Source organism: Janthinobacterium sp. GL_088, assembly GCF_057837845.1.
The window spans coordinates 4928692-4941828 of the sequence record NZ_CM174453.1; the positions used below are offsets into that span (position 1 = coordinate 4928692).

At 61.1% G+C, this 13137-nt stretch carries 13 protein-coding genes; 1 reads left to right on the plus strand and 12 read right to left on the minus strand.

Translation table 11 applies throughout. The features are described 5' to 3' along the window. Positions 1–61: 61 nt before the first annotated feature. From hfq to ndk, 10 genes are all read right to left on the minus strand, one after another. Positions 62–298, minus strand: coding sequence for an RNA chaperone Hfq (hfq, locus tag AC3IQ7_RS22015; RefSeq protein WP_008450615.1), 237 nt, complete (start codon positions 296–298; stop codon positions 62–64). 240 nt (positions 299–538) lie between these two features. Then, entirely contained in the window at positions 539–1885 is a 1347-nt protein-coding gene (der, locus tag AC3IQ7_RS22020) for a ribosome biogenesis GTPase Der (RefSeq protein WP_034752028.1), read from the minus strand. Between the two features lie 4 nt (positions 1886–1889). Further along, positions 1890–3035 carry an outer membrane protein assembly factor BamB gene (gene bamB, locus AC3IQ7_RS22025; RefSeq protein ID WP_099378208.1) on the minus strand — a complete coding sequence of 382 codons (1146 nt, stop codon included), beginning with the start codon at positions 3033–3035 and terminating at the stop codon, positions 1890–1892. 85 nt (positions 3036–3120) lie between these two features. Beyond that, positions 3121–3789: a YfgM family protein gene (locus AC3IQ7_RS22030; protein ID WP_099378207.1), complete on the minus strand. Its 669-nt coding sequence runs from the start codon at positions 3787–3789 to the stop codon at positions 3121–3123. Between the two features lie 54 nt (positions 3790–3843). Further along, the gene (gene hisS, locus AC3IQ7_RS22035) at positions 3844–5205 is read right to left on the minus strand and encodes a histidine--tRNA ligase (RefSeq protein ID WP_322428193.1); all 1362 of its coding nucleotides are present in this window, start codon (positions 5203–5205) and stop codon (positions 3844–3846) included. A 33-nt stretch (positions 5206–5238) separates the two neighbouring features. Beyond that, complete coding sequence (gene ispG / locus AC3IQ7_RS22040) at positions 5239–6507, minus strand: flavodoxin-dependent (E)-4-hydroxy-3-methylbut-2-enyl-diphosphate synthase (RefSeq protein WP_322428192.1); 1269 nt, start codon at positions 6505–6507, stop codon at positions 5239–5241. A gap of 38 nt (positions 6508–6545) precedes the next feature. Continuing rightward, a complete protein-coding gene (locus AC3IQ7_RS22045) occupies positions 6546–7448 on the minus strand; it encodes a RodZ domain-containing protein (protein ID WP_489207331.1) in 903 nt (300 codons plus the stop codon). A gap of 82 nt (positions 7449–7530) precedes the next feature. Then, positions 7531–8262 (minus strand): type IV pilus biogenesis/stability protein PilW, encoded by a 732-nt coding sequence (gene pilW, locus AC3IQ7_RS22050; RefSeq protein WP_489207332.1) that lies wholly within the window; start codon positions 8260–8262, stop codon positions 7531–7533. 56 nt (positions 8263–8318) lie between these two features. Continuing rightward, the gene (rlmN, locus tag AC3IQ7_RS22055) at positions 8319–9494 is read right to left on the minus strand and encodes a dual-specificity RNA methyltransferase RlmN (protein ID WP_034752035.1); all 1176 of its coding nucleotides are present in this window, start codon (positions 9492–9494) and stop codon (positions 8319–8321) included. Positions 9495–9620: 126 nt separating this feature from the next. Continuing rightward, positions 9621–10037, minus strand: coding sequence for a nucleoside-diphosphate kinase (gene ndk, locus AC3IQ7_RS22060; RefSeq protein ID WP_034752036.1), 417 nt, complete (start codon positions 10035–10037; stop codon positions 9621–9623). A gap of 221 nt (positions 10038–10258) precedes the next feature. On the opposite strand from ndk, the gene AC3IQ7_RS22065 reads away from it, so the two are divergent. Further along, positions 10259–10945 (plus strand): Bax inhibitor-1/YccA family protein, encoded by a 687-nt coding sequence (locus AC3IQ7_RS22065; RefSeq protein ID WP_035820723.1) that lies wholly within the window; start codon positions 10259–10261, stop codon positions 10943–10945. A gap of 72 nt (positions 10946–11017) precedes the next feature. Here AC3IQ7_RS22065 and AC3IQ7_RS22070 read toward each other — a convergent pair whose 3' ends face one another. Further along, positions 11018–11863, minus strand: coding sequence for a LysR family transcriptional regulator (locus AC3IQ7_RS22070; protein WP_322428190.1), 846 nt, complete (start codon positions 11861–11863; stop codon positions 11018–11020). A 28-nt stretch (positions 11864–11891) separates the two neighbouring features. Continuing rightward, a complete protein-coding gene (cfa, locus tag AC3IQ7_RS22075; RefSeq protein ID WP_489210500.1) occupies positions 11892–13052 on the minus strand; it encodes a cyclopropane fatty acyl phospholipid synthase in 1161 nt (386 codons plus the stop codon). Positions 13053–13137: the final 85 nt, after the last annotated feature.

Sequence of the window (13137 nt, forward strand, 5' to 3'; positions counted from 1 at the left end):
GCCGCTGGCGCGGACGGGGGCGATGGAGGGTGAAAGGCGCTGGGCCGTCAAGCTCAACGCTTTACTCCGCTTCAGATTCAATATTGAGATTGACGGCACGGGCCGGCACCACTGTCGAGATGGCATGCTTGTACACCATCTGTGTCACCGTATTGCGCAGCAATACGACATATTGATCGAACGATTCGATATGGCCCTGCAATTTAATGCCATTGACCAGGTAGATCGAGACAGGAACATGCTCTTTGCGTAATGCATTGAGGAATGGGTCTTGTAACAGTTGCCCTTTGTTGCTCATAACAGCTCCGTTGTTTATGTTGTTGTGTAAGAATTGGAGGCGACTCGCTTGATTTCAAGTGCTCTCACACCTTTCAAAGAAAGAAAGATGCGTCATAGCTACTGTAACCTGTTTTCGCGATCGCTGTCGCGCATGGCGCATTAACACTTTATTATTTCCGTGCAAAAGCCATTAATTGGCTGTCGGCGCCGCATTATCTCTGCGGCGCCTTAATATGCACTTAATTCAGCAGTTAAATCATTACTTGCTTGGCGTGCGTGCAAACGGGTTTTTACCCGTGCGCAGTTCGATGCGCAGCGGCGTGCCGACCAGCGCAAACGTATCGCGGAAATGTTTTTCCAGATAGCGTTTGTATGGATCGCCAACAGCGTCGAGCGCATTGCCGTGAATAACGATCACAGGCGGGTTCATGCCGCCCTGGTGGGCGTAACGCAGCTTCGGACGGATCGAACCCTTGCGGCGCGGCTCCTGCTTCTCCACGGCCTCGATCAGGGCGCGCGTCAGCTTCGGCGTCGACAGGTCGCACATGGCGGCCGCATACGCGGCGTTGAGCGACTTCATCAGCGGACCGATGTTGGTGCCCTTCAGCGCCGAAATGAAATGCATCTGCGCGAACGACAGGAAGTCGAGCTTGCGGTCGATATCGATCTTGATTTCATCGCGCTCGTGCGATTGCAAGCCATCCCATTTATTCACGGCCACGACCAGTGCGCGGCCCGATTCCAGGATAAAGCCGGCGATATGCGCGTCCTGCTCCGAGATATCCTGCTGCGCGTCGAGCATCAGCACGACCACGTTGGCTTCGGAAATCGACTGCAGCGTTTTCACCACCGAGAATTTCTCGATCGCTTCAAACACCTTGCCGCGGCGGCGGATACCGGCCGTGTCGATCAAGGTGTATTGCTGTCCATCGCGCTCGAACGGGATCTCGATCGAATCGCGCGTCGTGCCCGGCATGTCGAAGGCGATCACGCGCTCTTCGCCCAGCAGGGTGTTGATCAAGGTCGACTTGCCCACGTTCGGACGGCCGACGAGGGCGATCTTGATGCCGCGGTCGGTCTTTTCCAGCTCTTCAGGCTCATCCGGACGCTGCGCGAACGCCAGGTCCAGCATCACTTCGACGAGGTCGTTGACGCCGTCGCCGTGCGCCGACGAGATCGCATACGGATCGCCCATGCCCAATTCATAGAATTCGGACACGACGGCCGTATAGCGCATGCCTTCGCTTTTGTTGACCACCAGCAAGACCGGGCGACCGCTCTTGCGCAGGAAGTCGACGATGGTCTTGTCATGCGGGGTCAGGCCTTGACGGCCGTCCACGATGAACACCACCACGTCGGCCTCGGCCACGGCCTGCTTGGTCTGCAGTGCCATCTGGTGCATGATGCCTTCCTTGGCGACGGGTTCGAAACCACCCGTATCGATGACCAGGAAGGGACGTTCGCCAACACGGCCTTCGCCATAGTGACGATCGCGCGTCAACCCAGGCAAATCCGCCACCAGCGCATCGCGCGAGCGGGTCAGACGATTGAATAAAGTCGATTTCCCAACATTGGGTCGACCTACTAGTGCAATTACCGGCTTCATTGTATTACTCGACCGCGAGAGCGGTCACTGTCCCTGATTGGGTTTGAAAAATCAAATTCGAACCGGCAACAACGGGAGCCGAAACAATCGGGCTACCGTCGGTGCTGACACGACCTATTAATGCGCCATCTTCCCGTGACAGGAAGTGGATATAACCTTGATAGTCGCCGACGGCGACGCTGCGGCCGTAGGAGGCCGGCGTCGACAGGCGGCGGCGCGCCAGCGCCTCATTCTTCCAGGCGCTCTGGCCGCCTTCGCGGCTGAACGCCACCACGCCGCCCTGGTCATCGGCAACAAACACGAAACGCTGATCGACGGCCACGCCCACATCGGACGAGATCGGCTTGGTCCAGCGCGGCACGCCCGTGGCGGCGTCGAAGCAGCCCGCCTTGCCCTGGTACGTGACGACGCACACTTCGCCTTCGAACGCCACCGGCGTGCCGGCGATGTCGGAGACGCGCTCCAGTTCGGTAGCGCCGCGCGGTTCGCTGACGACGATCTCCCAGCGTACCACACCGGTGGCGGCCGTCAGTGCCAGCAGCTTGCCGCCCGGCTGGGCCACGTAGATATTCGCGCCGCCCAGTACCATGCCCGGTGCATTGCGCAAGGTCAAGGCTGGCGTGGCGCGCTGCACCGTCCACTTGCGCTCACCCGTCTTGGCGTCGAAGCCGACGATGCGGTTGTCCACGCTGCGCACCACCACCACGCCCTGGCCCACGACAGGCGCCGTCAACACTTCGCTGGACGCCTGCGCCTTCCACAGCTGCTTGCCATCGGCGTCGAACGCCAGCACGACGCCCTTGGCGGCACCCACGGCCACCAGCGTGCCATCGCTGCCGGCGCTCGACGTGATGTCGCTGCCGGCCTTGATGCGCCACGTTTCACGGCCGCTGGCCGCATCCAGACGCGCCAGCGCGCCATCGGCATTGACCACGTACAGGCTGTTGCCAGCCAGCGCAGGCGTAAACGCGTACACGCCGGCCTTGCCGATCGAATACTTCCAGGCGTCGCGCACGGCGATGCTCGATTTTAACTCGACCAGCTTGGCCGGTTCGACTTTCGGATCTTTCGAGGCGAACGGGTTCCACGACGAGCAACCGGCCATCAGGGCCAACAGACTTGCAGCTACCAGCTTTTCAGTGACACGCATAAGTGTTATCCAACCTTTTTCTTGTACTTGTAAGGGCAAGGCAGGCGGCGCAGAACGCCGCGCGGCCACGCCATCAGTGTTCCTGTCAGGCGGCAGCCTTGTCAGCCTTGGCCTTGTCTTCCGGTACCGTACCGCCGATCGCTTCCAGTTTGACCTGGATCAATTGACGGCCTGGATTGTTCTTGTCCGTCGCGGCTATCGCGGCCAGGTAAGCCGTGCGCGCATCGGCCAGCTTGTTTTGCGCCACCAGGATGTCGCCCTTGCGGTCGGCCACGGCGCCGGCAAATTGCGCCACGGAAGCCGTCGCCAGCACTTTCAGCGCTTCATCGTAGGCTTTTTCGTCCAGCAGGACGCCGGCCAGACGCAGCTTGGCGATGGACTTGTACTCTTCCGTGCCATGCTCGGCCACCCATTGCAACTGGGTCTTGGCCGTTTTCAGGTCATTCGCGTCGAACGCCACCTTGGCAGCGGACAGGGCGCTCATCTGCGCATATGCCGTGCCACCGAAGCGCGACTGCATGTCGCCGGCTGCGCGCATCACCTTGGCCGTGTCCTTGGCGGCGATGGCGTTTTGCAGTTCGTCGTACAGCTGGCCCGCTTGCGCGGCCTGCGTGCGCTGGTAGTACTGCCAGCCAGCCCAGCCGCTGTAGCCTGCCAGCGCCACGATCAGGACCCAGGAGGTCAGATTGCCATTGCGCTGCCACCAGGCCTTGAGGGTTGCCAGTTGTTCTTGTTCTTCGTGATCGTATGCCATGGGTCGTCAGTTTTAATGAGTAGTTGATCGAGGGTAGAACGGTCTTGCTGCAAATCAGTGGTGGTGATGCACGTGGCCGCCAGGACCGTGGTCATGGCCGCAATCGTGGTCGCCGATGATCTGGTCCACCACGTAATCGACGACATCATCGAACGGCACCGTGTTCTGCTGCGCGCCGGCATCGGCTTCGCGCATGGCTTTCACCGTCGCGACGTTATTGGCGATTTCATCGTCGCCCATGATCACGGCAAACGCCGCGCCGCTGGCGTCGGCCTTTTTCATTTGCGTCTTGAAGCTGCCACCACCGTTGCTCGCTGCGCAATGTAGCACAACGTCCAGGCCCGCATCGCGAATCCGCTCGGCCAGCACGAAGGCTTGCAAGCCTGCCTGCTCGCCCTGGTGCACCAGGTAGACGTCGCACTGGGCCGGCTGTTCCGGCTCGGCCGCATCCTTCATCAGCAGCACCAGGCGTTCGACGCCCATGCCGAAACCGACGGCGGGCGTCGATTTGCCGCCAAACATTTCCACCATGCCGTCATAGCGGCCACCGGCGCAGACCGTGCCTTGCGCGCCCAGCTTATCGCTGACCCACTCGAACACCGTGCGGTTGTAGTAATCGAGGCCGCGCACCAAGCGTGGATTGATGGTGAACGGGATATTGTTGTGGTTCAGAATCTTCTGCACGCCATGGAAGTGGGCCAGCGATTCCTCGCCCAGGTAGTCCAGCAGCTTCGGCGCGCCATTGACCAGGTCCTGCATGGCAGGGTTCTTGGTGTCGAGGATGCGCAACGGATTGCTGTGCAGGCGGCGCTTGGCTTCTTCGTCGAGCAGCTCGCTGTGACCTTCCAGGTAGGCGATCAGGTCGGCGCGGTGGCGCAGGCGCTCGGCCGCGTCGCCGATCGAGTTCAGTTCCAGGCGAATGCCTTCCAGGCCCAGGTCATCCCACAGGCGGCGCGACAGCATGATGATTTCGGCGTCGATATCCGGCCCTGTAAAACCGATGGCTTCCACGCCGAACTGGTGGAACTGGCGATAGCGGCCCTTTTGCGGGCGCTCGTGGCGGAACATCTGGCCCTTGTACCACAGGCGTTTCGGACCTTCGTAGACGAGGTTGTGCTCGACCACGGCGCGCACCACGCCGGCCGTGCCTTCAGGACGCAGGGTCAGGTTGTCGCCGTTCATCGAATCGGTGAACGAATACATTTCCTTTTCCACGATATCGGTCACGGCGCCGATGGCGCGCGCGAACAATTTCGTTTCTTCCACGATCGGCGTGCGGATCTGCTGGAAGCCATAGCTTTGCAGCACGGACTGCGCCGTGTTTTCAAACAACTCCCACAGCGGGGCGTCGACCGGCAGGATATCGTTCATGCCTTTGACGGCAGTGATCTTGTCGAGCTTTTTATTTTCGGACATAGTGTTCTTCTTTACTTTTTTATCGGATCAGGCTCAGACGGCAACCGTGTTTCCATAGTGACTCTGTACATACTTCAAGACGATGTCCTGGAATTCCTCGACGATGCGTTCGCCGCGCAGGGTGACGACTTTTTCGCCGTCGACAAACACGGGCGCGGCCGGCGACTCGCCCGTGCCGGGCAGGCTGATGCCGATGTTCGCATGCTTCGATTCGCCGGGGCCGTTGACGATGCAGCCCATGACGGCCACGTTCATCGCTTCCACGCCCGGATACGATTTCTTCCATTCCGGCATCTGCTCGCGCAGATACGTCTGGATATTGTCGGCCAGCTCCTGGAAGGTGGTCGACGTCGTGCGGCCGCAACCCGGGCAGGCGATGACCATGGGCGCGAACTTGCGCAAGCCCATGGTTTGCAGGATTTCCTGGCCGACGATGACTTCACGCGTGCGGTCGCCGCCAGGTTCTGGCGTGAGCGAAATGCGGATGGTGTCGCCGATGCCCTCTTGCAGCAGCACGGACAGCGCCGCGGTGGACGCCACGATGCCCTTGCTGCCCATGCCCGCTTCCGTCAGGCCCAGATGCAGCGGATAGTCGCAGCGCTGCGCCAGTTCGCGGTACACGGCGATCAAATCTTGCACGCCAGAAACTTTGCACGACAGGATGATCTTGTCGCGCGCCAGGCCCAGCTCTTCGGCCCGCACGGCATTTTCAATCGCCGACGTCACCAGCGCTTCATACATGACGGCTTGCGCCGGCCACGGTTCGGCACGACCCGCGTTTTCATCCATGATGCGCGCCAGCAAGGCCTGGTCCAGGCTGCCCCAGTTCACGCCGATGCGCACCGGCTTGTCGTAGCGGCAAGCCGCCTCGATCATTTGCGCAAATTGCGTGTCGCGCTTGGCGCCCTTGCCCACGTTGCCTGGATTGATCCGGTACTTCGACAGCGCGCGCGCGCAATCGGGGTAATCGTTGAGCAGGGTATGGCCGTTATAGTGAAAATCGCCCACCAGCGGCACGTCGATGTCCATCTTGTCGAGCTGCTCGCGGATGTAGGGCACTGCCGCGGCCGCTTCCGGACGGTCCACCGTCAGGCGCACCAGTTCCGAACCCGCACGCGCCAGTTCCTTGATCTGGATCGCCGTGCCGATGGCGTCGGCCGTATCCGTGTTCGTCATCGACTGCACCACCACGGGGGCGTCGCCGCCCACCCAGATCTGGCGCTGGCCGTGCGCGATCAGCACCTTGCGGCTGTCGCGCCGGCCGGATGGACCGGAGCCGATCGCTGTTTTCGAGGTAGCCATAATATTATCTTCTGAGTTTGCTTGAACGATTACTGCAATTATTTGATGCTGACGCGCGAAATCGTGCCGCCGGCAACGGTTGGCAGATCCAGCTTGGCGCCACGCAAAGTTGCCTGCACAACACCAGGCTTGCCCACCACCAGAGTAGCCGGACCCGTGATATCAAACGTTTCCGTGCTGCCCGCCTTCACCATGCGCGAAATCAGCGGCGTGCTGCCAGGACGGCGGATTTCCACCCAGGAATCCTGCTCGACCTTCAGCACCAGCGCATTCGCGCCCACGGCAGCTGCAGTGGTAGCCGCCGCGGGCGGCGTGACGGCGGCCGTCGTTGCCGGCGCAGCTGCTGGCGGCACGGCGGCGGCCGGCACCGAAGCGACGCCAGAGGCCGGTGCGCCAGTCTGCGTATCGTTGCCTGGCGGCGGTGGCACGGAGATCAGCGGCACGGATGGCGACTGCACCGGCGTCAAGTCCTGGCCCGGCTTGATCAGGGTCGTTTCCACGGGCCCCACTTCCGCATGCGCCGTTTCTTTCTCCGTGTGCGAGGACAGCAGGCTGGCCGGCACATAACCGAGTTTATAGGCGCCAAAGGCGGCCGCCACGACGACGGCCACGGCGCCGGCGATCCAGAGGGGAGTCTGGTTCGACGAGCGTTGCGTCATCGACGGGAAGCGCGATTCGGAAAACGTGGCGGAAATTTCACGCCGCACGGGCGCGGCCGGGTCTTGCGCCGGCGCCGGATGGACTTCGATCATGGCCACCAGCGGCGCCGCGTCGAGACGCACCACCTTGGCGTAGGCGCGCACGAAACCGCGCACCACGGCCACGTTCGGCAAGGCCGCCATGTCGCCCTCTTCCAGCGCGATCACCTGGCGTGGCGCCAGCTTGAGCTGGTCGGCCACCTGTTCCACCGGCCAGCCCAGCGCTTCGCGCTGTGCCTTCAACTGTGCGCCTGCCAACGCAAGATTGCCCTGGGGCTGCTGCTGAGGCGTTTCTGCCCACTCTGAATTCATTGGTATCCCTGTCTCACTCATCAAACGCCCCATTTTGATAAGCAGCATATTCGGGGGAGCCGGAATGGTGGCGGCGCAAATGCGCCCCCAGGCCAGCTTCCGCACCCGCATCCCCGAGCTTATGCTGCACCTTGATCCCGAGCCACAGCACATCGGCCGTCTGGCTCTCCATTGTCGCTGCTTTACCGAGCCGCTCAAGGTATTGAGCCGCTTGCCGGTAGTCTTGCTGTTCGTAATACACGCGCACCAGGCCGGCATACGTGATTGCCGCGCCAGGTGCGATGCGCTCCGCCTTGAGCCAGTAGTTGGCGGCGCGCGGGTAATCTTTCATGAGCAGGCTGCACGCGGCCGCATTATGCAGCGCAAGTTCAGGCGTGCCATAGGCGGTATCTTGCAATGCGGCATCAAAATACGCCAGCGACTGCGCCGCGCGCCCGGTCTGGCACAGAAACAGGCCATAATTATTGCTCAACTCGGGATTGTGGGGCGCAAGGCGCAATGCGTAAAGAAAATCTTTTTCAGCAGCAGCAGGTTGGCGCAGGGCAGCAAAAATCAGGGCGCGCATGCCGCGCACCTGGGCATTGCCCGGCAGCAGCTGCACCGCCTGATCCGCTTCTGTCAACGCCACCGCAAACTGGTCTTGCATATAATAGGCGCTGGCCAGCTGCAAGCGCAAGGCGGCGCGCTGCTCGACAGAAGCAGCTTGCTCCTTGTCCGCGGTGGAAGCACAGCCGGCCAGCAGCACGCCCAGGCTGACAACAGCCGCGGCAAGTACGCCAGGATAAGCCATGCTTCCCCGCATCAGGAGCGGATCTCCACGATCTTGCCGAAATTGGCGCCAAATTTCTGTTGATACTCAGTCATTTTTTCCATGCGCTCCTGCACCCGGGTGCGGTCCTTGACTTCGCCGGCCAGCTGGCCGCAGGCCGCGTCGATATCGTCGCCGCGCGTCTTGCGCACGGTGGTGATGATGCCGCCATCCATCAGCACCTGGGCAAAGGCCTTGATGCGCGGGTTTTTCGAGCGGAACAGGCCCGACTCGGGAAACGGGTTGAACGGAATCAGGTTGAACTTGCAGTTCACGCCGAACTCGCGGTCTTGCACCAGCGCAAGCAGTTCGCGCGCATGCTCGTCGCTGTCGTTGACACCGTCGAGCATGCAGTATTCAAACGTGATGAAATCGCGCGGGGCGAATTCCAGGTAGCGCTTGCAGGCCGCCATCAATTCCTTCAGCGGGTATTTCTTGTTCAGTGGAATCAAACCATCGCGCAAGGCATCGTTCGAGGCGTGCAGCGAGACGGCCAGGGCCACCGGCACTTCCTGCGACAGCTTGTCCATCATCGGCACCACGCCCGAGGTCGACAGGGTCACGCGGCGGCGCGACAGGCCGTAGGCGTTGTCGTCGAGCATCAATTTCAGGGCTGTGACGGTCGGCTCAAAGTTCAGCAGGGGTTCGCCCATGCCCATCATCACCACGTTGGTGATCTGGCGCTCGCCTTTCGGGCCAGGCTCGATGCCCTTGGTACGGCGCAATTCGAATTCCGCCATCCACAGCTGGCCGATGATTTCGCCGACACTGAGGTTGCGGTTGAAGCCTTGCTTGCCCGTCGAGCAAAAACGGCAGTTCACGGCGCAGCCGGCCTGGGTCGAGATGCACAGGGTGCCGCGGTTTTCTTCCGGAATGAACACGGTTTCCACGGCATTGCCATTACCCACGTCGACCAGCCACTTGCGCGTGCCATCCGTCGACGTATGGTCGCTGATGATGGCCGGGGCGCGCACTTCGGCGCGCGTGGCCAGCTTGTCGCGCAGCGACTTGGCCAGGTCCGTCATGGCGTCGAAGTCGGAGGCGCCGAACTGGTGTATCCAGCGTTGCAATTGTTTCGCACGAAACGGTTTCTCTCCCAACTCGGCGCAATAGGCGATGAGTTGCGCGGGATCGAGGTCCAGCAAGTTGGTGAGGGTCGTCGTATTCATGATCTTGTCTATTCTAAAAATCCGTCCCCGCGCGCATCGGGAGCGAAAACTCCACAGCGCAGCGGGAACAGGGGGGTGATAAGTTATTTCACAGATAACGCCAGGAAATAACGTTATCTAAGGCAATTAAGCCTTCAGTTCTGGGAAGAAGTAAGCGATTTCCACTTTAGCAGCTTCGACAGCGTCGGAACCGTGTACGGCGTTAGCGTCGATCGAATCGGCGAAATCGGCGCGGATCGTGCCTTTTTCTGCTTTCTTCGGATCGGTCGCGCCCATCAGGTCACGGTGGGCCAGAACGGCGTTTTCGCCTTCCAGGGCTTGAATCATGACTGGACCGGAAACCATGAAGTCGACCAGATCTTTGAAGAAGCCGCGTTCTTTGTGCGCTGCGTAGAAGCCTTCAGCTTGTTCGCGCGACAGTTGGGTCATGCGTGCTGCAACGATTTTCAGGCCAGCGTTTTCAAAACGCGAGTAGATTTGACCGATTACGTTTTTTGCAACTGCGTCTGGTTTGATGATCGACAGGGTGCGTTCGATTGCCATGTGTGAAAACTCCAATAAAAAGTAAGGTTTAAAACGGTAAATTGAGAACTCAATCAACCTTTGATTTTACCATACTCCACCCCATATCACCCAGAGAGGCAGGGGGCATCTTGCCGCCCCACCCCCGTTTAATGAAATCTTAAGCTGCTTTTTTGGCAAATTCCGGCCCTCATGCTATCCTTGGGTAAAGCAGTAATTTGAATTGACAACACGGAGGCACTATGAATCAGAACATGCAACGCACCTTTGACCTGTCGGGGGGCATGCAGCAAGTCCGCCATCAGGTCTTGCGCAACACTTACTGGCTGCTGGCGCTGTCCATGATCCCGACCGTGCTGGGCGCCTTCATCGGCGTGCAAATGCATTTGCCGATGCTGACCGGCGGCATGGGTTTCATCATCTTCATGGTCGTCGCTTTCGGCTTCATGTACGCGATTGAAAAAACCAAGAACTCGGGCCTCGGCGTCGCCGTCCTGCTGGGCTTTACCTTCTTCATGGGCCTGATGCTCACGCCTATCCTGACGCGTACGCTCGGCTACTCGAACGGCGGCATGCTGATCATGACGGCATTCGGCGGCACGGCCACCATCCTGGCCGTGATGGCAACCATCGCCACGGTCTCGAAGCGCGACTTCTCGGCCATGGGCAAATGGCTGTTCGCCGGCGTGATCGTGCTGATCCTGGCGTCGGTGGCGAATATTTTCCTGGGCCTGTCGGCACTGTCGATCGTGATCTCCATGGTCGCCATCGCCATCTTCTCGGCCTACATCCTGTATGACGTGCAGCAAATCATCAACGGCGGCGAGACCAACTACATCTCGGCCACCCTGCGCATCTACCTGGACGTGTACAACATCTTCACCAGCCTGTTGTCACTGCTCGGTTTCGCCGGCGGCAGCCGCGACTAAGCGCTGCGCTTATGCACCAGGGCATGAAAATAAAAGCCGACCCTCGGGTCGGCTTTTTTACGTCTGTCGAATCTACTTGATTCTCTCCGCCACTTCCAGCAGACAAGCGCGGGCGCGGTCCAGGGTCGGGTTGTCGCGCTGCGCCGCGTAGACGGCGTAGGCGGAATGCGAGAATTCGGGCGCGTCGCGCACGCGGTACAAGAGGCCCGCATCGAGATAGGGCTGCGCGCTGCCGATACGGAAATAACTGGCGCCGCCCACCTCCAGCAGGTAGACGAGGGCCAGCGGCCCCAGGGAAATGGAGATGGGCGGGCTGCTCAGCTCCGGGTAGGCCGCCTGGTGATTGGCCGCGAAGCTGGGCCCCCAGTCCACGTACACATACGTATCGGCATGCATTTGGCCGTCATCGCGCGTGGTCACCATCACCAGCTTTTCCTCGGCCAGCAATTCGCTGGCCAGGCCCGGGCGCTGCGGCGGGTTGTACAGTACGGCCAGGTCCAGCGAGCCGTCGTGCACGGCGTCGAGCAGGCGCGCGGGGCTGTCGACTTCCGCGCGCAAGGCGATCTCGGGGCAGTCGCGGCTCATGCGTATCAGCCAGTCGCCGAGCAGCGGTTGCCACAGGCTCAGCTCGCAACCGATGCTGACGGCGTCATCGCGCCCCGGCGGCAGGGCCACCTGGTGGCGCGCCCTTTCCCACACCTGCACCATGGTGGCCGCATGGCGCATGAAGCGCTCGCCGGCCGACGTCAGGCGCGCCCCCGCCTTGTTGCGCACAAAGAGCTGGCGCCCCAGTTGCTGCTCCAGCGTACGGATGCGGGCGCTGACGGCCGTCTGCGTCACGTGCATGCGCTCGGCGGCCATGATGAAGCTGCCGCAGGACGCTACTTCGAGGAAGGTACGCGCTTGATTGATATCCATCAATCCATCATATCAGTTGCCGCACATCTCAACTAATGCGTTCATAACCACCCAATACCCCCTGCTTCGACAAGACCCATTGCCACAGCTGCAAGTCGCGCGCGCGGAAGGCGCCGGCGCAGGACAGCAGATAGTATGACCACATGCGGTGGAAGCGCTCGCCCAGCTGGCCAGCAAAACGCGGCCACGCCTGCTCAAAGTTCGCATGCCAGGCCATCAGGGTCTTGTCGTAGTCGGCGCCGAAGTTGTGCAAGTCTTCGGCGACGAACAGATCGTCCATGGCGTCGCCGATCTGGCCGATCGACGGCAAGTCGCCATTCGGGAAGATGTATTTGTCGATCCACGGGTCGCACGTGGAATGGCGCTTGTTCTTGCCGATCGTGTGCAGCAAAAACAGGCCGTCGTCTTCCAGGCAGCGGTGCGCCACTTCCATGAAAGTGCGGTGATTTTTATGCCCCACGTGCTCGAACATGCCGATACTGACGATGCGGTCGAATTTTTCATCAGTGTCGCGATAATCCTGCAAGCGGAAGTCCAGCTGCTCGCCGCCCGGCATGGCGCGCGCATACTCTGCCTGCTCTTGCGAGATCGTCACGCCCACGCACCGCACCTGGTATTTTTCCGCCGCATAGCGCATGAAACTGCCCCAGCCGCAGCCGATGTCGAGCACGCGCATGCCCGGCTCCAGCCTGAGCTTGCGGCAGATCAGATCGAGCTTGGCTTCCTGCGCCTCGGCCAGGTTGGCCGCATCCTTCCAGTAGCCGCAGGTATACGTCATGCGCGGATCGAGCATGGCCGCATAGAAGACATTGCCCAAGTCGTAGTGTTCCTTGCCCACCATCCAGGCGCGGCGCTCCGTCTGCAGGTTGAACAGGCGCGCGGTCAGCGCGTGGAAGGCCAGGCGCATGGGGCGCACGTCGTCGGCCACCCTGGAGCGCAGCAGATGGCAAAAGAATTCGTCGAGCTGCTGCGCATCCCAGTCGCCATCCATGTAGGCTTCACCGAGCCCCAGGTTGCCGCTGGCGAAGGCACGTTCGGGCACACCCCGTTTGCGCAGCTGCATATCCCAGGCGGCGCGTCCATTCAAATGGATGTCGGCCCTGGCCAGCAATTCGGCCGCTTCGCGGGTCAGCCGCGTGTCGAGCTGGAGTTCAGTACTACCTGCTGGTGCTTGCTGTAACCGTGTCATTTGCTGCGTGTTCATGCCCTGCCGCCTCCAGATGGTTGTCGGTGCTGGCACGCGCCGGCAATGCACTCAGGTGCCCGGCGACGCA

Excerpts from the sequence above, each read along its gene's own strand:
- der (WP_034752028.1), bottom strand. The coding sequence starts at position 1,885 with ATGAAGCCGGTAATTGCACTAGTAGGTCGACCCAATGTTGGGAAATCG.
- bamB (WP_099378208.1), bottom strand. The coding sequence starts at position 3,035 with ATGCGTGTCACTGAAAAGCTGGTAGCTGCAAGTCTGTTGGCCCTGATG.
- AC3IQ7_RS22030 (WP_099378207.1), bottom strand. The coding sequence starts at position 3,789 with ATGGCATACGATCACGAAGAACAAGAACAACTGGCAACCCTCAAGGCC.
- ispG (WP_322428192.1), bottom strand. The coding sequence starts at position 6,507 with ATGGCTACCTCGAAAACAGCGATCGGCTCCGGTCCATCCGGCCGGCGC.
- AC3IQ7_RS22070 (WP_322428190.1), bottom strand. The coding sequence starts at position 11,863 with ATGGATATCAATCAAGCGCGTACCTTCCTCGAAGTAGCGTCCTGCGGC.
- AC3IQ7_RS22065 (WP_035820723.1), top strand. The coding sequence starts at position 10,259 with ATGAATCAGAACATGCAACGCACCTTTGACCTGTCGGGGGGCATGCAG.
- ndk (WP_034752036.1), bottom strand. The coding sequence starts at position 10,037 with ATGGCAATCGAACGCACCCTGTCGATCATCAAACCAGACGCAGTTGCA.
- hisS (WP_322428193.1), bottom strand. The coding sequence starts at position 5,205 with ATGTCCGAAAATAAAAAGCTCGACAAGATCACTGCCGTCAAAGGCATG.
- hfq (WP_008450615.1), bottom strand. The coding sequence starts at position 298 with ATGAGCAACAAAGGGCAACTGTTACAAGACCCATTCCTCAATGCATTA.
- rlmN (WP_034752035.1), bottom strand. The coding sequence starts at position 9,494 with ATGAATACGACGACCCTCACCAACTTGCTGGACCTCGATCCCGCGCAA.
- cfa (WP_489210500.1), bottom strand. The coding sequence starts at position 13,052 with ATGACACGGTTACAGCAAGCACCAGCAGGTAGTACTGAACTCCAGCTC.